This window comes from Brevibacillus sp. IT-7CA2 (assembly GCF_949767855.1).
Classification (GTDB): Bacteria; Bacillota; Bacilli; order Brevibacillales; family Brevibacillaceae; genus Brevibacillus.
On record NZ_CATKQT010000033.1, the window covers coordinates 413,723 to 435,961 of the forward strand.

The 22,239-nt window shown below is 46.9% G+C and carries 18 protein-coding genes and 1 pseudogene; 14 read left to right on the forward strand and 5 right to left on the reverse strand.

Going from position 1 to position 22,239, the window contains the following annotated elements; translation table 11 throughout:
* Positions 1 to 20 precede the first annotated feature (20 nt).
* Positions 21 to 572, forward strand: coding sequence for a MarR family winged helix-turn-helix transcriptional regulator (locus tag ACM6JA_RS18580; RefSeq protein ID WP_414853514.1), 552 nt, complete (start codon positions 21 to 23; stop codon positions 570 to 572).
* 74 nt (positions 573 to 646) lie between these two features.
* Positions 647 to 1,852: an MFS transporter gene (locus ACM6JA_RS18585; protein WP_414853515.1), complete on the forward strand. Its 1,206-nt coding sequence runs from the start codon at positions 647 to 649 to the stop codon at positions 1,850 to 1,852.
* 36 nt (positions 1,853 to 1,888) lie between these two features.
* Here the strand turns inward: ACM6JA_RS18585 and ACM6JA_RS18590 are convergent, their stop codons facing one another.
* Positions 1,889 to 3,361, reverse strand: coding sequence for an MFS transporter (locus ACM6JA_RS18590; protein WP_414853516.1), 1,473 nt, complete (start codon positions 3,359 to 3,361; stop codon positions 1,889 to 1,891).
* 330 nt (positions 3,362 to 3,691) lie between these two features.
* Here ACM6JA_RS18590 and ACM6JA_RS18595 point away from each other — a divergent pair, with 330 nt between their 5' ends.
* From ACM6JA_RS18595 to ACM6JA_RS18630, 8 genes are all read left to right on the forward strand, one after another.
* Positions 3,692 to 4,126, forward strand: coding sequence for an Lrp/AsnC family transcriptional regulator (locus tag ACM6JA_RS18595; protein WP_414853517.1), 435 nt, complete (start codon positions 3,692 to 3,694; stop codon positions 4,124 to 4,126).
* Between the two features lie 40 nt (positions 4,127 to 4,166).
* The gene (locus tag ACM6JA_RS18600) at positions 4,167 to 4,604 is read left to right on the forward strand and encodes an SRPBCC family protein (protein WP_414853518.1); all 438 of its coding nucleotides are present in this window, start codon (positions 4,167 to 4,169) and stop codon (positions 4,602 to 4,604) included.
* A gap of 238 nt (positions 4,605 to 4,842) precedes the next feature.
* Positions 4,843 to 5,238 (forward strand): serine hydrolase, encoded by a 396-nt coding sequence (locus ACM6JA_RS18605; RefSeq protein WP_414853519.1) that lies wholly within the window; start codon positions 4,843 to 4,845, stop codon positions 5,236 to 5,238.
* A gap of 108 nt (positions 5,239 to 5,346) precedes the next feature.
* Entirely contained in the window at positions 5,347 to 6,279 is a 933-nt protein-coding gene (locus tag ACM6JA_RS18610) for an iron-hydroxamate ABC transporter substrate-binding protein (protein WP_414853520.1), read from the forward strand.
* Between the two features lie 92 nt (positions 6,280 to 6,371).
* The gene (locus ACM6JA_RS18615; protein ID WP_414853521.1) at positions 6,372 to 7,166 is read left to right on the forward strand and encodes a DUF4253 domain-containing protein; all 795 of its coding nucleotides are present in this window, start codon (positions 6,372 to 6,374) and stop codon (positions 7,164 to 7,166) included.
* Positions 7,167 to 7,253: 87 nt separating this feature from the next.
* Positions 7,254 to 7,691 carry a CoxG family protein gene (locus ACM6JA_RS18620; protein ID WP_414853522.1) on the forward strand — a complete coding sequence of 146 codons (438 nt, stop codon included), beginning with the start codon at positions 7,254 to 7,256 and terminating at the stop codon, positions 7,689 to 7,691.
* Positions 7,692 to 7,942: 251 nt separating this feature from the next.
* A complete protein-coding gene (locus tag ACM6JA_RS18625; RefSeq protein ID WP_414853523.1) occupies positions 7,943 to 10,603 on the forward strand; it encodes a LuxR C-terminal-related transcriptional regulator in 2,661 nt (886 codons plus the stop codon).
* 81 nt (positions 10,604 to 10,684) lie between these two features.
* Positions 10,685 to 11,599 carry an NAD(P)-dependent alcohol dehydrogenase gene (locus tag ACM6JA_RS18630; protein ID WP_414853524.1) on the forward strand — a complete coding sequence of 305 codons (915 nt, stop codon included), beginning with the start codon at positions 10,685 to 10,687 and terminating at the stop codon, positions 11,597 to 11,599.
* An 80-nt stretch (positions 11,600 to 11,679) separates the two neighbouring features.
* Here ACM6JA_RS18630 and ACM6JA_RS18635 read toward each other — a convergent pair whose 3' ends face one another.
* The 4 genes and pseudogenes from ACM6JA_RS18635 to ACM6JA_RS18650 all read right to left on the reverse strand — a co-directional run bounded on the left by ACM6JA_RS18635 (position 11,680) and on the right by ACM6JA_RS18650 (position 17,445).
* Positions 11,680 to 12,525, reverse strand: coding sequence for a DegV family protein (locus tag ACM6JA_RS18635; protein WP_414853525.1), 846 nt, complete (start codon positions 12,523 to 12,525; stop codon positions 11,680 to 11,682).
* A 253-nt stretch (positions 12,526 to 12,778) separates the two neighbouring features.
* Positions 12,779 to 13,636 carry an amidohydrolase family protein gene (locus tag ACM6JA_RS18640; RefSeq protein ID WP_414853526.1) on the reverse strand — a complete coding sequence of 286 codons (858 nt, stop codon included), beginning with the start codon at positions 13,634 to 13,636 and terminating at the stop codon, positions 12,779 to 12,781.
* A gap of 14 nt (positions 13,637 to 13,650) precedes the next feature.
* On the reverse strand, positions 13,651 to 16,746 hold the full coding sequence (locus ACM6JA_RS18645; RefSeq protein ID WP_414853527.1) for a GNAT family N-acetyltransferase: 3,096 nt from the start codon (positions 16,744 to 16,746) through the stop codon (positions 13,651 to 13,653).
* A gap of 332 nt (positions 16,747 to 17,078) precedes the next feature.
* Positions 17,079 to 17,445 (reverse strand): annotated as a pseudogene (locus ACM6JA_RS18650) (exosporium protein C).
* 83 nt (positions 17,446 to 17,528) lie between these two features.
* Between ACM6JA_RS18650 and ACM6JA_RS18655 the strand changes: the two are divergent.
* The 4 genes from ACM6JA_RS18655 (at position 17,529) to ACM6JA_RS18670 (ending at position 22,228) form a co-directional block, all read left to right on the forward strand.
* Positions 17,529 to 18,725 (forward strand): DUF418 domain-containing protein, encoded by a 1,197-nt coding sequence (locus tag ACM6JA_RS18655; RefSeq protein WP_414853528.1) that lies wholly within the window; start codon positions 17,529 to 17,531, stop codon positions 18,723 to 18,725.
* Between the two features lie 185 nt (positions 18,726 to 18,910).
* Positions 18,911 to 20,362: an S-layer homology domain-containing protein gene (locus tag ACM6JA_RS18660; protein WP_414853529.1), complete on the forward strand. Its 1,452-nt coding sequence runs from the start codon at positions 18,911 to 18,913 to the stop codon at positions 20,360 to 20,362.
* Between the two features lie 137 nt (positions 20,363 to 20,499).
* Positions 20,500 to 21,399 carry a helix-turn-helix transcriptional regulator gene (locus tag ACM6JA_RS18665; RefSeq protein WP_414853530.1) on the forward strand — a complete coding sequence of 300 codons (900 nt, stop codon included), beginning with the start codon at positions 20,500 to 20,502 and terminating at the stop codon, positions 21,397 to 21,399.
* 19 nt (positions 21,400 to 21,418) lie between these two features.
* Positions 21,419 to 22,228, forward strand: a complete 810-nt coding sequence (locus ACM6JA_RS18670) for an SDR family NAD(P)-dependent oxidoreductase (protein WP_414853531.1) — start codon at positions 21,419 to 21,421, stop codon at positions 22,226 to 22,228.
* Positions 22,229 to 22,239: the final 11 nt, after the last annotated feature.

Here is a 22,239-nt window from a genome sequence, read left to right on the forward strand (position 1 = left end):
AATTATAGTCAAGGTGGATCATGAGCAGAAAAAACAAGTGTGAGCATACATCCGATCAATTGCCAAAACTAGGTATTCAGCCATATTTGCATCTTATTGAAACAACTGCTCTGCAAAATACGGATCGCAAATTGGCTCATTTGGGGTTATTGATGCTATGGCTGGGGGATAACGCCATAGACGTAATTGATTTGAATTTGGAGAAATTCGGCATAACGGAGTGTAAATGGGACGTATTGCTGTTGCTTACGTTACATAAAGACAGAGAACTTATCACCCCCTCTTCGCTTGCAGACAGGCTGGGCATTCGGCGTGCTTCTGTTACAGCTTTGCTGGACTGGCTGGAAAAAAGGCACTGGATAATCAGGGAGCAAAGCACGCTGGATGGTCGCAAGATTCATGTCAAAATAACTCAAGAAGGCAGAGAATTAGTAACCAGAGTACTGCCAGTTTTCTGGTCTGCCTGCTCCTCCATTATGAGCGAATTAGAAGAGGAAGAACGGATGCTGTTGGAAAAAATCTTGATGAAGTTGAATAGCAGCATGGAAGAGAAACTGGGGGTGGGAAGATAAGATCATATTTTTTTGTGAATATAATTAGATAATCTAACTATAATGTGTGTGAATATTTGAAAAAGAGGTGTGCGATGTCACAGCGAAACTACTCACTCATGACAGCAATCCTATGCTGGTCTGGAATCGTCGTCATGTCCAGCTTATACGTTACGATTCCCCTTATGACCATATTTGCCGATCTTTTCAGTATTACGTTGACACAGGCTGCAGCAGTAGGCAGCGCATTTTCGGTTGGGTTTGCCATAGGGTGCCTGATTTATGGACCGTTGTCCGAAAAGTATGGCCGCAAGAACGTTATTGTGATCGGGATGATTGCCCTGGCTCTATTTTCTTTGTTGCTTGGTAGCGCAAATGATTTCGCATGGATCATTGTACTCAGGAGCTTGCAAGGTGCTGCCGCTGCTACGTTCTCTCCTGTTGCACTCGCCTATGCTGTGGAAATGTTCCCTGCGGCAAAACGGGTAACGGCAATCGGATTTATCAGCACTGGATTTTTGGCGGCAGGAATCATTGGTCAAGTGATCAGTACCGTAATGAGTCAACAATACAATTGGCACGCCGTATTCTATATGCTTGCTGCTATCTATTTCGTGACGCTGCTCGTGGTGATGAGGTGGCTGCCAAAAGAAGAGAGTCCACTTGCTACAGTGAATATTTGGGAGCCGATTAAGCGAATTCCCTCCATGTTCAAACAAAAAAATATCGTCTTGAGCTACATAATCGCTCTTGTATTGCTTATGTCATTCGTTAATATGTATACGGTCTTGGGCAGTTATTTGGCGGGATCTGATTTTGGGCTTAGCAGCAAGGATATTCTGCTTGTTCGAACGATTGGTGTAGTGGGCATGCTCATTTCTCCACTGGCGGGCGGGCTGGCAAAACGGTTTGGCTTACGTACCGTGCTACGCTGCGGATTAGGTCTGGCAGTGGTCAGTATGGCTTCCCTCGGTATGATATCTAATTTGTCTCTTTTGATCGGTACGAGTGTGCTTTTCGTTACCGGAATTGCGTTATCTGTTCCTTCCCTGATCACGCTTATTGGACAGCTAGGGGGCAAATCGCGGGGAATTGCGGTTTCGGTTTATACGTTTATCCTGTTTTCGGGAACTAGTCTTGGGCCGATATTGTCCATCCGTTTTATGAATGTTGGTAGCTATGAACTTACTTTTGTACTGCTTGCAATCGTACTTGGCATTGGTCTGTTGGCTGCATGCCTGATTCGTAGTGATTCCGCGGTTGAAAGCAGTAGCACAAAACCTCCTTCGCCACTAGCATAGTGGTTGAGGAGGTTTTGTTGTTACAAACGACGGCTGCTATCGATTATTTTGTTGATTCAGCAAGCGTTCTCGCTGCTTATGCATGGCAATGAAAGCGGCAAACACGAGGAGAAGGCTTCCTGTGAACAGAAACCCTTCCTCGATGGAGAAGGGCAGCCACCCTAAAAGGCCTGAGCCGACGACCACACCGAGAGAGAAGAAGGCGTATAAGTAACCATGTGCTTTACCCCGCAATTCTTGCGGCGTCGATTGAATGAGCATTGTATTGACAGAGGGAAACAAGAGAGCAAAGCCTATCCCATATAGACCTAACATGCAGTACAGTGCCAATGTCGTGTTGGATTGACCAATAAGCAGCTGACTTACGCCCATGAAACCAATTCCGATGGCCATCGTTTTGGAAGGGGCCACACGATCGAAAACCCGATTGGTCGGAAGCACGAAAATCAGAACAGCAATCAGCCCAAACGTGCTCAATAACGTACCGCTTAATTTCGAATCGTATCCAAGCGATTGGACATGCAAGGGCAAAAGGTAAGCAATCACACCTTGTGAAAACATGAGCAAAAAGGCACCGCCGTAAGCCTTGATTATCCCAGAATTGAAGATCAAGGCTGAGGTTGGAACGTCCTTCTTAAGCTTCTCTTTCTTGCAGGCCTGAGTGGATTTTAGAAAAATGACGGACAGGATGGCTAGGAAAAAGCCCATAACAGCTACACATGTAAAGACAAAAGGCACGGAGGTTTTGCTTGCCATAATGCCGCTGAATGCAGGTCCGATAATCGCTGCGAGTCCCACAAAGGTACCAGTGAAAGCAACCTTGCGTCCTTGCTGCTCATGTGCAGTGTTATTCGCAGAGAAAGTAAAAGCAGCAGGAACGATCAAACCGGCAACAAATCCGTGAATGATTCGCACGATAATCAACAGAAACGGCTGATCGACGATGTGATACAGCAGCAAGGCACAGCTTGATAAAACCAATCCGATCAACAGTGGTTTGGATGGACCAACCTTATCTGTCAGGATGCCAGAGATAATATTGCCAAAGGTGTTGGCTAATGAATACAGACCGATGACAAAGCCTATAACAAATGAGCTGGCACCTACGGAAGCAGCAAATGTACTCATGACCGGCAGTTGCGAGAACAAATCAAAGAACGAGAAAAAAACGATGCCGTATACGAGCAGGGCATTATTAAACGGCTTCAGAGGATACACATCCTGTGCCGTTTTCAGTCTGCGATCCAGAAAGAAGTTTCCAAACGGTACAAAAGCGGCGAGTAACGCAGCAAGAGACCAGAGCAGGCTCCATTTCACGCGAATGGCCGCATAGAGTATCGCCAGAGCATACAAGCAAAATATCCCGCCGTGAATACTTCCTATGATGGTTACGGCTTTGTCTAAGCCCCACACGTATTTCAAGGGCATCGCGATGCCCATCAATACTAATAAGGAAAGGCCATCGAATAGGCCTGTCAGACGTAAAAAGTAAATTGGATGTACCCGCACTTGTGACTCTCCTCATTTTTTATGAAGTGATGCCTCTATCCTAACATTTTTTTTGATGAAGAAAGTGAACAAATTCGGGTCATTCCTGTGTCTATATCGTTGATTTTTATGGGAAAATGCCAGCTGCTGCATGGTCTCCCCTTTAGATGAAGGCCATTTGGTTCGTTTACGGTAAATGTCATGTGCTCATTCTCCTCTTCTGTTTATGAGTGACATTTTATGGGAGATCACGTACAATTTACATAAGTTTTTGAAGGGAATTCATGTCATATACCTTGCATTTTCATTTGTTTTAGGTATTCCACTTTCGAAAAATGAGGTGCTGTGTGGATGGACCAAATCGATCAAAAAATTTTGTCGGTGCTTCATGATGATGCCCGGATTCCCATTTCCGAGTTGAGCCGCATGATCGCGATGTCGCAGCCAGCTGTAACGGAAAGAGTGCGAAAGCTGGAGGAGCAAGGCGTCATAACTGCTTATCGGACGGAGCTTTCTCCCCAGAAGCTCGGTAAGCACACCACTGCATTTGTACTGTTTAAAACGAGTGTGTGTAAGGATTTCATTGCATTTTGCGAACGAGCACCTGAGATTGTCGATCTCTACAGGATCAGCGGGGAGTACAATTATTTGATGAAGGTGCTGACTGAAACGACCGAGTCACTGGCAGCCTTTTTGGATACATGCCATGTTTACGGATTTTCAACACCTTTAATTGTGCTCTCAAAGACATTCGAAAATAAAAGTTTGGTTCCAAGTACGGAGTAAAAAAACACGTGCTAACAAACATGATTGGCGAGGTGTCCCGATGAAGAATCCAAATACCGAATCTAGCAAAATCGTTGGTCAAACGGCAGCGACAGGCTTCCAAGTAGGTGTACGCACGACGATGCCCATTACCCCAGAACAGGCATGGGCGTTTTTAACCTCGTCCGAAGGGGTGAAATTATGGCTTGGACATGTATCGAGCCTTACCTTTAGCGAGGGGGAGACCTTTACTTCCAGCGAAGGAATATCGGGTCAATTTCGTGTTGTAAAGCCGTTCCAGCAGTTTCGTTTGAAGTGGTCGATGAAGGATTGGGAAAAGCCGTCCACATTGCAAATCCGACTGATATCAGACAAGCCTGACCGAACGACAATTAGTTTTCATCAAGAGAATTTGGATCACAGTAACACAAGGGAGCAAATGAAGCTTCATTGGGAAGAAGTTCTGAATGAAATCAGGCAAAATGTCTCCACGATGTAGAGGGAATAAGATTATAAACTGCACCTCCTGTTGATGTATTTCACAATGGGGTGCAGTTTTTTTGCGTGATAAAGCAATTTCGTTCAGAATGTGATTTTTAAAAAGCATGGAGTTATCCCTTTTGCCACAGACCTATTCCTTTCATTAAAGCTGGAAAGCTTCTTAAGTTCATAATTGGCAAGAGAATGCACATAGCTTATCAGTAGCTGGCGCATAAGCCCTTGCAGGTGAATGAAGTGTGGGGAGACAAATGAGCAATGAAATGATAAGGAGTGAAATAGAGAGCAACCTGAAGGCCAAAGTTGCTTCTGATCGACAACTGCACAATGTCTATTTGTTAATCCATTCCGATAAGCTGGATATCCACTGGCCAATAGCGGCTGGCAATACAGCTGGGGGGACAGCCAACCCGAATCAACTCTATCACACAGCTAGTGTGGGCAAGGCTTTTACGGCTGTCATCGTATCGATCCTAGCAGAAAAAGGTCTCGTTACGTTTGACGACCCCATTGCCAACTATTTACCGACAGAGATTCGAAAAGATCTTCATTTCTGGAAAGGAAAAGATTACACAAACGAAATTCAGATCAAGCATCTACTTGCTGCGCAAAATAGCGAAGGCAAAACCTCGTGACGTTTCCAATATTGACAAGTAGAAGAGAAATGAATATAGTAGGTGAGTAATTGCGATTGATAATCACTATCATAAAAATAGGATCAGGAGTTAAGGAGATCGCTCACCATGAAAAAAGCAGTCATCCCTGTCATTCTCATGTTCATGCTCTTGCTTAGCGCTTGTGGGTCTCAACAAGCTCAACCTGCACAGCCAGAGACACCAGCGGCAGGCAACGAAACGAAAGAGGGAACAGTGATTTACCAATCGGAAAAAGGACCTGTCGAGGTTCCTGCACAACCGAAACGAATCATCGGACTTACAAATGCCCCGAATATTGTATCGATGGAAGGTACACTTGTCGGAGTCGATCAATGGACGAAGCAAAATCCGCTTTTTACAGAAAAATTAAAAGATGTGGAAGTCGTATCGGATGCAGATTTGGAGAAAATCCTTGCCCTGAAACCTGACCTGATTGTGGCGGGATCAGAAATGAAAAATCTTGATCAGCTTAGCAAAATTGCGCCGACTGTCGTGTTTACATGGGGCAAACTGGATTACTTGTCTCAACAGTTGGAGATTGGCAAGCTGTTGAACAAGGAAAAGGAAGCCCAGATGTGGATGGATGATTTCAAGAGCCGTGCAAAAACAGCCGGTGAACAAATTAAAGCGAAAATCGGTGAAAACGCAACGGTATCTGTCTTCGAGTATGACACGAAAGATTTTTATGTTTTCGGGAATAACTGGGCGCGTGGTACGGAAATCCTCTATCAAGCGATGGGCTTAAACATGCCGGACAAAGTAAAAAAGGACGTTCTCGGTCCTGGGTACTATAAGCTATCGTTGGAAGCGATTCCTGACTATGCTGGTGATTATCTCGTCCTCAGCAGAAGAAATGGTAGTACCAATGATTTCTTGCAATCCGCGACATGGAAAAACGTTCCCGCTGTCAAACAAAATCGCATCATTGAGATTGACACGGAAGCTTCTACATACAGTGATCCGATCACACTCGAATATTTGCTGAAAATCTTTACAGAACAGTTTCTGGCCAAATCATAAATGCTTGGGAAGCCAAGCATTTTTCTTTTTGCTTTTTGTTCATTTCCACTGTATATGGAAATTGAAGTAAAATAGATGAGTAATCCTATGATTTGAACAAAACAACAGAAAAAAGAGGTGTGACGATGGTAGAAGAGTTGTCGAATTACCTAAAGGAATGTGACATAGAAGTGGTTTCTGCGGAAGATTTCTCGGTACCTGCTACAAGGGTAGATAAGCACAGCATCTTGGTTCTGCCTAGCTATAATATACTAGAGATGATAGAAGAAGCGGTGGACGAAGAGGGGTCACTCTCTGATTATGTACATAACCAACTAGAGGAAGTTCATCGTTTATCTGTGGAGGATGCTTTTCGGAAAATTGTAAAATCTCGACTTTTGTATACAGACATTTCATCCGAGGTGAAAAATTTGGATGGGAAGAACTTTGAAGAAATCTATAAGGCATATTCCCTTATATGGGAAGGTCATGAGCTAATCAATGAACAACTCAGTGAAACAGAGATGGAGTCCTTTCTCATAAGTGAAAAATGGGTGCAGGATCGATTAGAAGATGATTCCTTGATTGTCATGGAACTGCCGCTAGCATCTGGTTATGAAGCACCGTTGTGGATTCCAATGGGCGGCTATAATGAATGTCCATTACCCGTTTACCAGTCCGTTATCGTAAAGCACTGGCAGGATGCGTATGGGATCAAGATTCTCGCTGTGACAGAGGATACTTGGATTCTTAAAGCCGGTTCAAGACCTCAGACCTACCAGGAGGCCCTAAAGCTGGCACAAGAGCATTTCATCTTTTGTCAGTACGTCTTGGATGAGTTTCCTTCATTAGGGCATTACGCCGATTATTTAATGAAACAGGATGTGTGGTATTTTTGGTGGGATTAACTCGCCATATTCCTGAAATATCTCCCATGTTCCAACAATAAATATAACAAGATACCAAAGAACACTGGGGGAAGGAATGAGCAAATCATGCCTCAAGGAATACATGATGTGGAGCTGAACCTGCCCATCGGGGCGGTATGGCAGTTTGTGAGTATAGTGGAGAATTGGGTTCCACTGGTACCTGGCTACATCAGCCACGAGGTAATCAATGAACGACGTGTCGCTTGGACGTTTACAGGCGATATCGGCATCTTGAAGAAAACGATCAGCCTGCAAGTGGATATCACCGAATGGACGCCTCCGAGCGAGGTGAGGTTTACTTTGACGGGGATCAGCGGGAATTTCACTGGGCATGGCTACTTCCAAGCAAAAGCATTGGGGGAGGCGCGGACGAAAATGACGGGGTGTCTGGATATCACCGCCCATGGTGTAAAGGGCCCCATGATCAATTCCATTCTGAAATCCAATCTTCCCAAGACAACGAGGGAGCTCGTGGAGGCTATTGGAATACGTATAACGAAATAGCATCCTTGCCACCAAAACGAAAACACGCCAGCTCGGCGTGTTTTTTTGTGTTATGTACGTTTGGGATATCGGTTTTTATCCATCTCCTGGTGGAATAGAGGAGTCAAATTTCCGATCGATCAGCCCTTATCTTATGATCTGATTAGGAAAGTCGTCCAATTCCGAGTAGCGAGCAACTTGAAAAAAGCAGAGAGTAAATCAAAAAGTCGACAGAGTTGACGCTCAGAGACGGCGATCCATATAATTTCTTTATGACGATTCCAATTGTAACCACCAAATTGTATATGCCTCCGCCACGGTTGAAGATCGTTAGCCGTCCTCGACTGATCGAGCAGTTAAACGAGGGCCTAAACCGTAAACTGACGGTCATTTCAGCACCAGCAGGCTCCGGTAAAACGACGCTTGTCAGTGAATGGCTCGCCAGCGGTGATCGACCCTTCGCCTGGATTTCCATGGATGAAGGGGATAATGACCCTGCGCGTTTTCTCACATACCTCTACACAGCTCTGCGAAATATTGACCCGAATATTGGATCGGGCATAGTTCCTTTGCTCCATTCTCCTCAACCCTTACCAATCGAATTAATGATCACGACTCTGCTTCATGAAATAATTACAATACCCAACCCTCTTATTCTTGTCTTCGATGATTACCACGTTTTGAAAACGGGGCCACTCGACGATGCCATCTCTCTCCTGCTTGAACGGATGCCCCCACAGATGCATTTGGTAATTGCGACCCGCGAGGAACCACGTCTGCCTATCGCTCGGTTACGTGTGCAGAATCAATTGAATGAAGTACGCGCATCCGATTTGCGCTTTACTTATTCGGAAGCAGCTGAATTTATGGGGAAGGTGATGGGGATAGAACTATCATCGGAAAACATCGCCCTGCTCGAAACCCGCACAGAAGGCTGGATTGCCGGTTTACAGTTAGCCGCTCTTTCCATGAAAGAACAAATAGATGTCGCAACCTTCCTTCAATCTTTTTCCGGCAGTCACCATTTTATCCTCGATTATCTGGTAGAAGAAGTGCTTACCCAGCAATCTGCAAGCATTCAAGCATTCTTGCTGCATACATCCATCCTCGACCGATTGTCCGGTCCTCTTTGTGACGCCGTTTTGGGCCAAAGTGATATCTGTTCAGGTTCAGGCCAGGAAACGTTAGAATTCCTCGAGCGTGCCAATCTGTTTATCGTCCCGCTGGACAGCGAGCGGCGTTGGTACCGCTATCACCATCTTTTTGCTGATTTACTGCGGCAGAGGCTCCGTCAGCATTTTTCATCGACAACAGGAGAGGGCGAGCGAATCGTCGCGGAATTACATACCCGTGCAAGCATTTGGTATGAAGACAATGGTCTGGAGATGGAAGCTTTTCACCATGCAGTGGCCGCCAATGATACATCACGAGCAGCGCGACTGGTGGAAGGAGAGAGGATGCCGCTGCTCTTTCGTGGAGGGGTAATCCCTGTACTGGACTGGCTGGAGTCGTTACTACATGAGGAGTTGGATGCAAGGCCCGCGCTCTGGGTGATGTACGCCTCTGCCTTGCTGATGACTGGTCAAATGACTGGCGTTGAACCGAAACTGCTAGCCGCCGAAAAAGCACTGCAAGGTTTGGAGCAAGATGCCAGTTCCAGAGATACTCTTGGGCATATCGCTGCCATACGCGCTACATTGGCTGTGAGCAAGCACCAATCAGACGACATCATGGTCGAGGCTAAGCGAGCGTTGGATTACTTGAACCCTGACAACTTGCCTGTCCGCACAGCCACTACATGGTCGCTGGGGTATGCCTATCACCTTCAAGGGAATCGTTTCGCAGCCAGCAAGGCTTACCATGAGGCATTATCGATCAGTGAGAAGATTGGCCATGTCGTGATCACCATGATGGCTACGCTTGGACTAGCGAAGCTACAGGAGGCAGATAATCAGCTCCATATGGCGGCTGAGACTTATCAGCATGTACGAAAATTGGCTGGTTCCCCTCCCTTACCAGCTGCTTGCGAAGCTCATCTGGGCTTGGCCCGGATTTTTTATGAATGGAACGACTTGCATACAGCGGAGCATCATGGTCAACAGTCTATTCAATTAGCACGTCAACTGGAACAAACGGACAGAATCGTGGCAACGCAGGTGTTTCTGGCAAGACTGAAGCTAGCACAAGGAGACGTTAATGGAGCGGCTGCCATGATTGCAAATGCTGAGTATGTGGCTCGCGAGCATTGCTTTGTCATGCAGATGCCCCCTATTGTGGAAGCGCAAGTCCTTATATTACTTCAGCAGGACAACCTGCTAGCGGCAGCCCGGTTAGCACAAAAGCACGACCTTCCCATTCTCCAAGCCCGTGTACTTCTGACTCAGGGAGAGACGTCCGCAGCACTTGCGGTGCTCGAACCATTACTCGCGCAGGCAGAGGCAAAACAGCTAGAGGATGAACAACTCAAGATCATGCTTTTGCTAGCCGTTGTTCTGCATGCGCATAGAGATCAAGCAAAAGCTGCGCAAATGGTGAAAGACGCTTTGGTAATAGCGGAGCCCGGTGGCTTCATCCGTACTTTTGTCGACGAAGGTATCCCGATGAAAAGGTTATTGTGTGATGCGGTAGTTCATGGAACGATGCCAAGCTATATAGAAAAGCTGCTTGCGGAATGGAAAGAGGAAGAGCCGAAAAGGGAAGGGGGCAACTCGAATCAGTCCCACCATGCTAATTCCCTGATCGAGCCACTTAGTGAGCGAGAACTTGAAATTTTGCAGCTCATCGAAAAAGGATTATCGAATCGTGACATTGCCCAGCAGCTGTTCCTCGCACTCAGCACGGTGAAAGGGCATAACCGGAATATCTTTGACAAGCTGCAGGTACAGCGGCGTACGGAAGCAGTCGCACGGGCACGCCAGTTGGGCTTGTTATAAATTCCAAAACAATACTTAAGTATCTGTATACCAATACCGTGCTCCCGCTATACTCATGGCAAAGTGGATAGGAGGATGTCAATGAGAGCCGTGGTATGCACGAAATACGGATCACCAGATGTTTTGGAGCTAAGAGAAGTAGAGAAGCCTATTCTCAAGGATAATGAAATCCTGATAAAAATTCATGCAACAACAGTTACATCTGGAGACTGCAGAATACGAGCCTTCAAAAGTCCGTTCTTGCTCTGGATTCCCATGTGCATCGTGCTCGGTCTCACCAAACCGAGAAATCCTATTCTCGGTGTAGAGCTATCTGGGGAAGTCGAAGCGATTGGAAAACATGTAAAGCGATTTAAAACAGGCGACCAAGTCTATGCATTAAGTGGGATGCGATGCGGTGCGCATGCAGAGTACATCTGTCTGCATGAAAACGCAATCGTGGGGTTAAAACCGACAAATGTAACACATGAAGAAGCCGCCGCGATTCCTTTTGGGGGAACGACCGCCTTGCATTTTTTTCGAAAAGGAAAGCTTCAAAAGGGGCAAAAAGTGCTGATCTACGGCGCTTCTGGATCGGTAGGGACCTCCGCGGTACAGCTTGCCAAGTATTTTGGCGCTGAGGTAACAGCGGTATGTAGCTCTGCCAATTTAGATTTGGTGAAATCGTTGGGAGCCGATTACGTCATCGATTACACGAAAGAGGATTTTACGAAAAAAGAAGAGCGGTATGATATTGTATTTGATGCGGTTGGGAAAGTAACGAAGTCCCACTGCGTAAAAGCACTGGCGCCCAACGGGTTATTCCTGACAGTGGATGGGCAAGGGATTGCAAAGGTGCGAACGGAGGATTTGGATTTTCTTAAAGAGCTGATGGAGGCAGGGCAGATAAAAGCGGTTATTGATAGACGTTATTGGCTGGAACAAGTATCGGAGGCACATAGGTATGTGGAGACAGGGCGGAAGAAGGGGAATGTAGTGATCAAGGTAGGAACATGATGAAATTGTGCCAAAATGAAAGACAAAGGGGGCAGCTCTTTGCCGAAAAAATCGGCATGTGAGACTGCCCCATTTAACTCCTACTCATTCCGCCAAGCCAACGCCAGCGTCCCCATCCCAGCATGTGCCCCAATCGTAGAACTGATGGGTCCAACCAACACCTCGACATCGGAGTACTTGCTCTGAATTTTCTCTTTCAGTTCCAGCGCTTTTTCCAAGACGTTGCCATGCAAAATCTGCACGTGCTTCACGGAGTAATTCTGCTTGGCGTTCTCCAGCTGTTCCAGCATGCGTCTGACCGCTTTCCCTTCGGTACGAACCTTTTCATATACTTCAAACAATCCATCTTTAATTTGGAAAATCGGCTTGATCTGAAGCAGATTGCCGATGAAATATTGCAAACCGGTCATTCGGCCGCCCTTGTAAAACTGGTCGAGACTGCCAACCAGGATATAGTTCTCAAACTTTTTGTATTCCTCGCGCAAGGAAGCCGCAATCTCCTGATAGCCCTTTCCTTCTTTGGCTTGCTCGATTCCGTTTAAGATTATCGAGGTAATCGGGTACGACATCAGCTTGGAATCTACCGGCTCGACAGGGAAGTCTACCATCTTGGCTGCCGTTACACTAGTATTGTAGGTCCCACTCAGATCAGAGGAGAGGTGGACAGCAATCGCGCATTCATACTCTTCCTTTAATCGTTCGTAGAGCATCACAAATTTTCCTAAGGAAGGCTGCGACGTTTTGGGAGCATAACTGGCCTGCACAATTTTTTGATAAAGCTCTTCAGGCGCTAAATCAATACCGTCTTCATAAGTGCCATCTTCAAAGATAATCTCCAGTGGAACGACGTAGATGTCATGCTCTTCCATGATGTGATCAGGTATGAGTGCGGTACTGTCTGTAACCCAGGCAATTTTTTTCTTCAAGGAAACATGTCCTCCCCCATTGTAGTAGAAACCTTGCTCTATCTTTACTAGCGAAAGCTTTCGGTCATGGTTGTCCGTTACTGATGTTGTATAAGCAAACTCGCATATATTATCATAATACGAAAACTGTCGTTTTTTGTCGTAAATAGAAGAAGTTTTATTGAACAAATGCGAGGGGGACTCCTGTAAAGGGGGCACAGACAAGAAAAATCCCATGCTTCTTCGAGAGGAAGAGACATGGGATTTGTATCGTTTACTCAACCAACGGCTTGATCTTGGGAAACACCTTCAATGCTGTCTTGTAAAACACATCCTCGTGATACTCGGCTGGGATTAGCTCTTGTACAAACTGGATATACGGCTTCACTGGTGCCAACGGCCAGTCTGTTCCGAACAAAAACTTGTCGTAATGATCACAATAGGTGATCGCGTGTCGCAGATGGGAGAAGAATAGAGGGGAGTCCGCGAGTCGCTTGCAATTGGCTACGTCACCGACCATTAAGCCGGAGAGATCTGCAAACATGTTGCGGTTTTTATAAACGACTTCTGCCCCATCGAGTACCCATGGATCGCCAAAATGGGCCATCATGAAATTAACGTCTCGATGCTTCACAGCCACCTCGTCCAGTGTAAGAGGGTGGGAGTATTTTAAGAGCCCGCGCTCCGAGTACGTATCGCCGGTGTGAAAGACGACAGGTACCTGGTATTTGGCTGCGAGCGCATAGATGGGATCGTAGACGCTATCGTAGGCGTAGAAGGGATAGTAGCCCAGATAGATTTTCAACCCGACCACGTTGGGCTTTTGCAGGTCAGCTTCCAAGCGTGCCACTGCCGTTTCATCCAGCTTAAATGGGTTGATTCCCAAGCAATAGACGAACGGTGGCGGCAACTCGTCTGTCAGGTCTAGTCCCATGGGAGTGACAGCTTCCACATCGGGAAAGCCGTCTGGCTGAGTCTCTGTCAAGCCCATGCCTATCCCAAGGACCACGCCATTCTCGGCATATTCTTGCAAGAGACCAGCGACGGAGTAATCGACAAACGACTTTTCTGCTGCTGTCCGCTTGAATTCCTCGATATGGGATAAATGCATGTGCGCATCAATGATTTTCATTGTGAAGCCCTCCCTTATTTGGCAAAGCGTATCGCCCGTAAGTCAGATAAGGCATTGGAAGGAAGCGTGTTCTCGGCAAACAGGAAAAAGATAGGCGGAGTAAAGGTAGTGCTGTTGTTTGGCAGATTCAGTTCGCGTATGACAGAAGCTACGGCCACTTCTTTGTTTGCGTATACTTGGAGGTCCTCAGTATCGAGGTCAGTAACGATATGCATCTGATCCTTGCTGGAAGCTCGCCCGAGGACATAATCGGAAACTTCAAGGACATCCAATTCACCCTGTGCCAGCTTGTAGCTGAGCTCCTCGCCATTCGTACCAACGGTTTTCAGCCATACCGCCTCGTCCTCGGTTCCTGTCTGTAAAAAGATGTCAGTGGCTAATTCCTTGCCAGCAAAGTACGTTCCGGTATTTTGTTCGATCTCTACTGTATGACAGAGGACAGGTACTCCTGGAAGCAGCAAGTAATACTGATGGCAAGTCAACCCGCGATACTTCTCCTGCTTTTTCACATGGTAGCTCACCTTGATTCCCTGCCACGCATTTTGCTTGCTGTCGATTAGCTCGACAAAGGAAGCTGTACGCTCTTCCTTAACCAGTGAAAACGCGCTTAATTCCTCCATATAGTTGCCGATTCCACCAGTCCACGGATTCCACCAAGATTTCGGCTTCCGCTCAGGGAAGGCGCTGTCCAGCCACTCCTGCCCATTGCTTGTGAGCGAGTAGAGCGTCGGAGCAAAATCTGGAGCGGCTTTGATCCGCAATCGTCCATTGTCGGCGATATAGACCTGCTGTCCTTCTTCCACTGTTTGCTCCTGTATGACCTTGCCCTGACCGATTGGGAAGATCGCGCTCTGCAAATGCGACACATGCGTGGCAAAACGTCCCTCTACTTGCACGAGGTCATATGGTTTTTCCGACGTCTTAAAGGAGAAGCCAGATTCCGTCTCTTCCTCATCTTCTGTAAAGCTCTGCGTTTGTTCGGAAGCTGACTCGCTCAAAAGGGATGCGATCAGTTCTCCGTCCAAATACTGCTGCTTGTATTCTTTCACCTGTATATCTAGTTCTTTGCTTGTGACAAACGGATTTTGCCCATTAGTGCTCAACTCCAGGTGAGAGGTCAAGATCAGGTCTGCTGGCATAGGTTCTTTACGGGCAAAGGCACGGAACTCTTTCCAGTCAGCATAACCCCCATGCGAGAAGTGGAAGGGACCGAACGATTTTTTTTCATGTGGGGCAAGCATGCCGAGATTGGTTTCCAGTGTGACATACCAGCCTTGAATGTCAAAACGGTATTCAGGAGGCCAGCACATTCCCCATGGGGCCGTTTCATCCTGTGTAAACAGCCAGTTTTCACTGACTAACTCTGCATCCCAATAATCCATATCGCTGCCATAGGAGGATGGTGTTTCAACATAACGGCCTTGATACGGCACAATAGGGCGATGAAAACTGTGACTAAATCCTTGGTTAAGCCAGAGCTCAGCAGCCAGCTTGTCAGCAGAGTGGTTTTCTATCTCCAATCCGTGTTCAACGGTACCATCTCCGAACAGGAGCGTTTTGCTAACCAGTGCAATTTGCGGGTATGCCCCGGAGCGATACGTTGCACGGATGCCGATTGCTCCCTTTTCCACGATAAACTCAACTTTCTCGGCACGCTTCTTCGAGAACTCGCTGGAAAACGGTTTGCCGAGCTTGGGATAGAGGAAGTTAGTTGGCTCCCCACCTGTCCCGCCGACAACGGTCATCTCATTATCTTCTTTGGTTAAGTAGAGCGTATGGCGGCCATGGTGAACTTGCCAAGCCTGTTCCGTTTCTCCCGACACCATCGCACCAAGCCCTGTAAAGGCAGCTCCGATGTTTTTGGCAAAAGAAACCGATCTGCCATCTGCGAGCTTTGCCTCCACCTGTACGTTGGCTTCGTAAAAGCTATGTTCATACAGGGCAGCGTTAAGCGGAAGCGAAATGCGCTCTTTGCCAGACAGTTTCAGTATGTGACGGTGCTCTTGTAAGCTGAAAAATGGGCAAGAGGGCAGCTCGAATGAAAATTCGGCTTCTTCCGCAAAGTTGTTTTCTACGTCCAAATAAAATAACTTTGTTTGTCCCGGATAGGAGAGGCCAGGTACATGCAAGGAAAGGCTAGCAGGAAACTTGGGAAGGATTCCTACCTCAAACAGAGCTGCCTTGTCGTTGATCGATAGGTGGGTACAAACACGCGGATGCGTGCGCCAGATGCTTTGCTCTTCTGTGATTGGATCGACAAAAAAGTTTGCTGACAGCGTTGTTTCACCTGTCACAGCTAGCTCGTGCTGATAATCAAAGCGGATTGTGTCGCTCGGTTGCCCGTTTAACGAAATCTGTAACGGCTTGCCTGATTTGTTGACGATCCGGTAGTGAATCTGATACTCCCGTCCAAAGACCAGCTCCAGCTTTTCCACTTCGGCAGACACGAGATAATCTTCCGTTTCGATGAGGTGCATGCCTCGACCCCGCCGCTCAAACTCCACGCGCAAGCTCTTTTCTCCTTTTGCCCAGGAGTATGTGAAGTAATCAAAGCCGTTTTCCTTGCGTCCATCCGGCTCAACGACGATCTCCCGCGTAGAGTCCTGATACCAGTCAAGCTCCTCAAAATAGTGGGCGATCGCTTCGGTACGGAGCACAGAAGGAATCATGTTCATCAGATGGGTGGCGTCGTCCCGGTCTTCCCAGAAAAACCCGAACTTCTTATACAACGGAACAGCCTTCGTATTTCCTGCCCACGTATACAGATCAAGTCGCGGCCAGCCGAGCTCAATCGTTTTCTCCAGTGCACATGAAAGCAGCATCCGGCCGACTTTTTTTCCGTGATAGTCGGGACGTACATTGAGCAACGGGATGTAGAGGGCACCGGTATCTTCCCGATATTCGGCCAGGCTGCAATAACCAACGACCGTTTCACCTTCCATTGCGAGATAGACAGTAATAGCGTCAGAGGCTGCTTCTTCTTGTCTGATTTGTTCGGCTGTCGTAATCGAATTTCCGCCTCCCCAGCTATCTCGGCTGGCATTCCACATATCTGCGACCGCTGCGGCCAGCTCAGGGCGGTAGGTGACCATTGAGATTGATGCTTCCATGCTTGTTAACACCTCGATTACATTGTTAAATTATGTATCTTATAAGAGTTGTACGTTTGATCGACAAAATTGTTGCTAGTTTTCGGAAAAAGAATCAGCGTATGTGCTAAAAAAAGCACCTTATTCAGGTGCTCAGGCTGTCGAGAAACCCCCAGTCTGGATTTCTCGGATTAAGATAAAAAATTTTGACCTTCTAGATTCGCTTCTAAGGCGTTTTACGAAGGTGGGGAGACATATTTGTACCCCCTAAACTGGCACAGAAAGTCCCCTTTTTTGCGAAAGGGGACTTTCTCAACACTCTGAGCACCTTATTCAGGTGCTTTTTAACGCATTCAGGTTCTCGGTCTCGTTTTTACTGCTAGTCCACTAAACGTAACAGGACCCACAACATTAGCTCTGGTATTTGCCGTTCGGTTTTCTGCGGTTACTGTGTAAATATGGGTACCAGCTCTTACATTTCGATCGATTTTGTTCAGAACCAGTAGATTCTATACCTTGGAGGGTGTTGAAAATCTCTCTACCATCACGAAATACGCGGAAGAGGATTTGTGCAATACCAGTAATCCCCCGAACACCAACCGTTGCAACTAATTCAACACGATTTGGTTGGGAGTGCCTAGATGGGATTCTAATTCGGATGGTAGCGAGAAGAGACCTTCCTGGCGAGCGTCTGATCGTCCACGATACGCAAGCAATGATGAATGTAAAATTAAGGAAACGATAAGGTGTTCTTTAGAAGCCATTAAGCTTAGCTCGTTACAATCAGGCTTGAGGTGATAGTCATGGAGCTAAAGCAGAACCGCGTTCGCATCATCGATGGCTTGCGGGGATTTAGTTTAGTAGGGATTTTGATGGCGAATATGCTGATTTTCCAGTATGGGATATGGGGAAGCCAAGAAATGGATTTATACGCCCTCCCCAATTATGAAATGACAGCTTATAAGCTTGTGAAAATATTTGTGGAAGGCAGCTTTATGCCGATTTTTACCTTCATGTTTGGTTTTGGCATGATCAAGATGCAGCAAAGCTTGGCTGCCAAAGGTTTGAAGCAAAAACGCTACCTTACCCGCAGGTTTTTGATGCTGATCGGACTTGGTTTCCTTCATTCGTACTTCCTGTGGGAAGGGGATATCTTAGGGTTTTATGGCATGATGGGCTTTTTTCTGTTGCTGTTCATAAACCGCAAACCGAAAACACTGCTCATTTGGGGGATTGTCTTACTCTGCCTCATCAGCTTAATGGGGCTTGCTCCAGAAGATCCGAATGATCCTGCGAGTATTACCGATCCAGCCCGTATGGAAGCTTATGTGGTCAAAACCATGACCGTGTATGGCACGGGAACATACGACGAGATCGTGCAACACAGAAGCAGTGAAGATCCGCTTGGTTTGCCAGAATACGTGATGTTTGTTTTATTGTTAATTGCGCCACTTATGAGCGCACCCATGTTTCTTTTTGGGATGTATGCTGCGAAGCGCAGGTGGTTCGAGAAGCCAGAGGAAGAACGAACCTCATATCTCCGAAACATGCTGATCTTCTTGCCAGCGGGACTTTTGTTAAAAGCGCTACATGTGTATCTGCCGGGAAGTTGGTGGAGTGGTGTCGGTGATATAACGGGGGAAACCATCCTTGCCATCGGTTACATTTTCGCTTTTGTTTGGTTCTTTTCCAGAAGCACGGAATCAACTTGGCTGCCAAGGTTTCAGGCCGTGGGGAAACTCTCCTTAACGAATTACCTTTTGCAAACCGTCATTTGTACGACGATCTTCTATGGCTATGGACTCGGATGGTTCGGAAAGATCGGGGTATTGGCTGGTTGCGGATTAGCGATCGTGATTTATGTGGGACAGCTTTTCTTAAGCCCGCTGTATCTCAAACGGTTTCGTTATGGCCCAGTGGAACGACTATTGCGTATGTGGACGAATTTTTCGCTCTCCGGCAAGACAAAGCAACGCCCAGAAAAACCTATTTCTGCTTAGCACCAGAAAATAAAAGTCAAGCAGCTGCTCTGTTGGCTACTTGGTTTTTTGTTTTTCTTGGCCTCTAAAAATATGAATCCTCTTATCGGTCTCCATCATATGATGTTAACGATTGGAAAAAGATGATCAGATGGATCATCGTAAAGAACGGAGGATGGGAATTGGGACGTTTTCCAAGAGCAGTAATGAGTCTTGTTTTCTTTAGCCTCTTTTGCTTGATCTTCCAAGCATCCATATTCGTGCCTGTAAGCCAAGCAGCAAGTGCAGAGGAAACACCTGCCGCGGTAGAATCCACTGTAGATCTTCGTCACTTACAAGGAAAAGTCAATGACATTAACGCCGAGAATTTAATCCAAGAAAAATATACGCCCGACAGTTGGAGCAAGCTTGTGTATGCGTTGGATGCTGCAAAAGCCGTACTGACGAAGCCAAACGTCACCCAAGCAGAAATCGATGGTGCCTTGTCCGTGTTAGTCATAGCAAGAGAAGGGCTGAAGAAGCAGGAAGGTACAGTCGACAAGAGTAAACTGCAAACGAAAGTAGAGGAAATTGCAGTGGAAAAGCTGCAAGAAAAAGATTACACGAGGACCAGTTGGAAAGAGCTGCAGAATCGACTAGGGAATGCTTACTTTGTGCTGGATGATCCGCATGCGAGCCAGATTGTCGTAGATGTAGCCCTTGAGAAACTGATCAAAGCGAGACAAGATTTGAAGAGACAAGATGACGCGGTTTATAAAAGAGAATTGAGAGCCAAAGTGGAAGAGATCGAGGACAAAGACTTGGATGAAGACGACTACACCAGATCAAGCTGGCGCAAATTGGAAGATGCGCTTGAACAAGCGTGGGATGTCATTGACGATCCACATGCTACGCAGTCTGAAGTAGATGACGCTCTGTACGATTTGAGAAAAGCATGGAGAAATCTAGAGGATGATGATCGAGACAGAGACCGGGATCGGGAGCGGGATAAAGACAGTAGAAAGGGTTCCTATAACACGCCGACAACCATCTTTTTCACTGGCGGTAGCCCTACAGATAAGAAAGTGGTTCTCCCTGCAACCAATCTAAAAAGTAAGAGCCAACGTGGCTATATCAATGGCTATCCTGACGGAACGTTTCAACCGGATCGCACGGTGACACGTGCGGAGATGGCTGCCATTTTACTGAACGCTGAAATGGTGGGCCAGTCTTCTGTGAATAAAGGAAGGTTCTTCGATGTAGCCGACAACTACTGGGCAGTAAATCCGATTCATCAAGCAAGCGCAGTGGGTATGATGAGCGGTTACCCAGATGGGACATTCCGCCCATCGGCCAATATTACCCGAGCGGAAATAGCCGCGGTCATCTACAAGTACAAGGCCTTGCAAGGTGCGGGAGGGGGCACTGCCTTTTTTGATGTGAGGGGAGATCACTGGTCATCTCCAATCATTGCAGCGGTTGTTGCAAAAGGCTACATGACAGGTTATCCCGACGGCACCTTCCAGCCAGAGAAAGCGTTGACTCGTGCCGAAGCTGTAACGATTCTCAATCGCGTGCTGAATCGTGTGCCAGAGAACCAGGCTAGCCCGCAAAGATGGCCGGATGTCGTACCTGGTCATTGGGCATATAAAGAAATTGAAGAAGCATCCAATAAGTAACGATTTCGAAAAAGGACTCACCCTCCTGTAAAATAAGAGGGTGAGTTTTTTTAATCCTGACACACATGATGTCAGGATTCGTGCATTAAGATGATGACAGTTACCGAATAGGTGATGAACATGAGGAGTGTAAACAGATGAAGCTGGATCGATTACTTGCCATCACGATAGAGTTGATGACGAAAAAACGGGTGACAGCAACAGATCTTGCAGCCAGATTTGAGGTCTCTGTTCGAACGATTTATCGTGATGTTGAGTTAATGAATCAAGCTGGTATTCCCGTCGTTTCATTTACGGGAGCAGATGGTGGATTCGAGCTGATGGAAGGTTTCTTCCTAACGAAGCAGCACTTCTCTGTGAAAGACTTTTCGGTCATATACAATCTCTTAAAAAGTACGGAAGGAGCTATCGGAGGAAAATATACGACACTTGTTCAGAAGCTGGGCAGCCTGCAGCCTGCTCTACTGAATGGGGGAAATAACGAATCGATCATTTTTAACCTGAGTACGGTAGAAGATGAAAAGGCCGCCATTCACCCGCTTTCAGAGGCGATCCAGCAAAATCGGGTCACGACTTTCTCTTATAGGAGTGCATCAGGTACGGTCTCAGAGAGACGAGTAGAGCCGCTCCGTCTATTTTGGGAGCGTGGAGCGTGGTATCTTCAGGCGTATTGCTTATCGCGTCAGGAGAATCGAATCTTTCGCCTTTCCAGGATTACCGCGCTTGAGGTGACAGAAGTCATTTTTTACCCAAGAAAAGACCAGACAAGCCAGGACGAAGAAGAAACGCAAGACTTTGAAGGGACGCTCGCGCATCTCCGTTTTGATCCGTCCGTTGGGCTGCGTGTGTTGGAGCAATTCCCGGGAGAATGCACGCATAACGGTACGCATATCGATTTGCACAAAGTTTTTTATAAACGAGACTACGCGATTTCAGTCGTATTAAGTTATGGAGCAAAGGTGGAGATTATTTCCCCTGACGACTTAAAGGAAGACGTATGGAAAGAAATCAAAGAGATTCAGCAACGCTACCAATAATTTGAAGAGGATGTACAACATGACGATTTTAGTAACGGGTGCAACAGGTACGGTAGGGAGACATGTGGTGGATCAGCTTTTGAAAAAAGGAGTCAAGGTGCGTGCCATTTCGCGTAATCCGGAAAAAGCCGACCAACCAGCGGGAGTAGAGGTTGTGGCAGGGGACCTAGCTATACCGGAGAGCTTGGAAGCGGCGCTGCAAGGTGTAACGGCTCTGCACTTAATTGCTTCTAGCTACACCTTTCAAACCGATCCGAAGGTAGTCGAAATGGCGGAAAGAGCTGGTGTGAAGCGCGTATCCGTATTGGTGAGCGACACGGAAGGACCTGTGGAAGAAGCACTGGCAAACAGTGGGATGGAATGGACTCTCCTAAAGCCTGTGGAATTCATGTCCAATGCGATTGTCGATTGGCAGGAATCCATTCGTTTGGAGGGAGTCGTGCGGGAGCCTTTTGGTAATGCTTTGAGCGCGAAAGTACACGAAGCAGATATCGCGAGTATTTCTGTGGTTGCATTGCTTGAACCGGGACACCATGGGCAAAGTTATTATCTTACGGGACCAGAGGCGATTACGCGCATTGAATCGGTTCAGATAATTTCGAAAATATTAGAGAGAGAAATTCGGTTTGAAGAGCTTACGGAGGAGCAGGCGCGACAGAATTGGAGAGATCAGGGGTACGAAGAGGGAGATATCGACTTTTTCGTAGCCATGGGCAAAAATCCACCTGAAGTGGGCTACACAGTCTTGTCCACGGTGGAGCAAGTGACGGGAAAGCCTGCAAGAACGTTTGCCGAATGGGCATCCGAACATAAAAGCTATTTTGGATAAGGAGTGGCCGC

Coding starts and splice junctions, on each gene's coding strand:
- ACM6JA_RS18580 (WP_414853514.1), top strand. CDS start 21: ATGAGCAGAAAAAACAAGTGTGAGCATACATCCGATCAATTGCCAAAA.
- ACM6JA_RS18585 (WP_414853515.1), top strand. CDS start 647: ATGTCACAGCGAAACTACTCACTCATGACAGCAATCCTATGCTGGTCT.
- ACM6JA_RS18595 (WP_414853517.1), top strand. CDS start 3,692: ATGGACCAAATCGATCAAAAAATTTTGTCGGTGCTTCATGATGATGCC.
- ACM6JA_RS18600 (WP_414853518.1), top strand. CDS start 4,167: ATGAAGAATCCAAATACCGAATCTAGCAAAATCGTTGGTCAAACGGCA.
- ACM6JA_RS18610 (WP_414853520.1), top strand. CDS start 5,347: ATGAAAAAAGCAGTCATCCCTGTCATTCTCATGTTCATGCTCTTGCTT.
- ACM6JA_RS18620 (WP_414853522.1), top strand. CDS start 7,254: ATGCCTCAAGGAATACATGATGTGGAGCTGAACCTGCCCATCGGGGCG.
- ACM6JA_RS18625 (WP_414853523.1), top strand. CDS start 7,943: ATGACGATTCCAATTGTAACCACCAAATTGTATATGCCTCCGCCACGG.
- ACM6JA_RS18630 (WP_414853524.1), top strand. CDS start 10,685: ATGAGAGCCGTGGTATGCACGAAATACGGATCACCAGATGTTTTGGAG.
- ACM6JA_RS18640 (WP_414853526.1), bottom strand. CDS start 13,636: ATGAAAATCATTGATGCGCACATGCATTTATCCCATATCGAGGAATTC.
- ACM6JA_RS18645 (WP_414853527.1), bottom strand. CDS start 16,746: ATGGAAGCATCAATCTCAATGGTCACCTACCGCCCTGAGCTGGCCGCA.
- ACM6JA_RS18655 (WP_414853528.1), top strand. CDS start 17,529: ATGGAGCTAAAGCAGAACCGCGTTCGCATCATCGATGGCTTGCGGGGA.
- ACM6JA_RS18660 (WP_414853529.1), top strand. CDS start 18,911: ATGAGTCTTGTTTTCTTTAGCCTCTTTTGCTTGATCTTCCAAGCATCC.
- ACM6JA_RS18665 (WP_414853530.1), top strand. CDS start 20,500: ATGAAGCTGGATCGATTACTTGCCATCACGATAGAGTTGATGACGAAA.
- ACM6JA_RS18670 (WP_414853531.1), top strand. CDS start 21,419: ATGACGATTTTAGTAACGGGTGCAACAGGTACGGTAGGGAGACATGTG.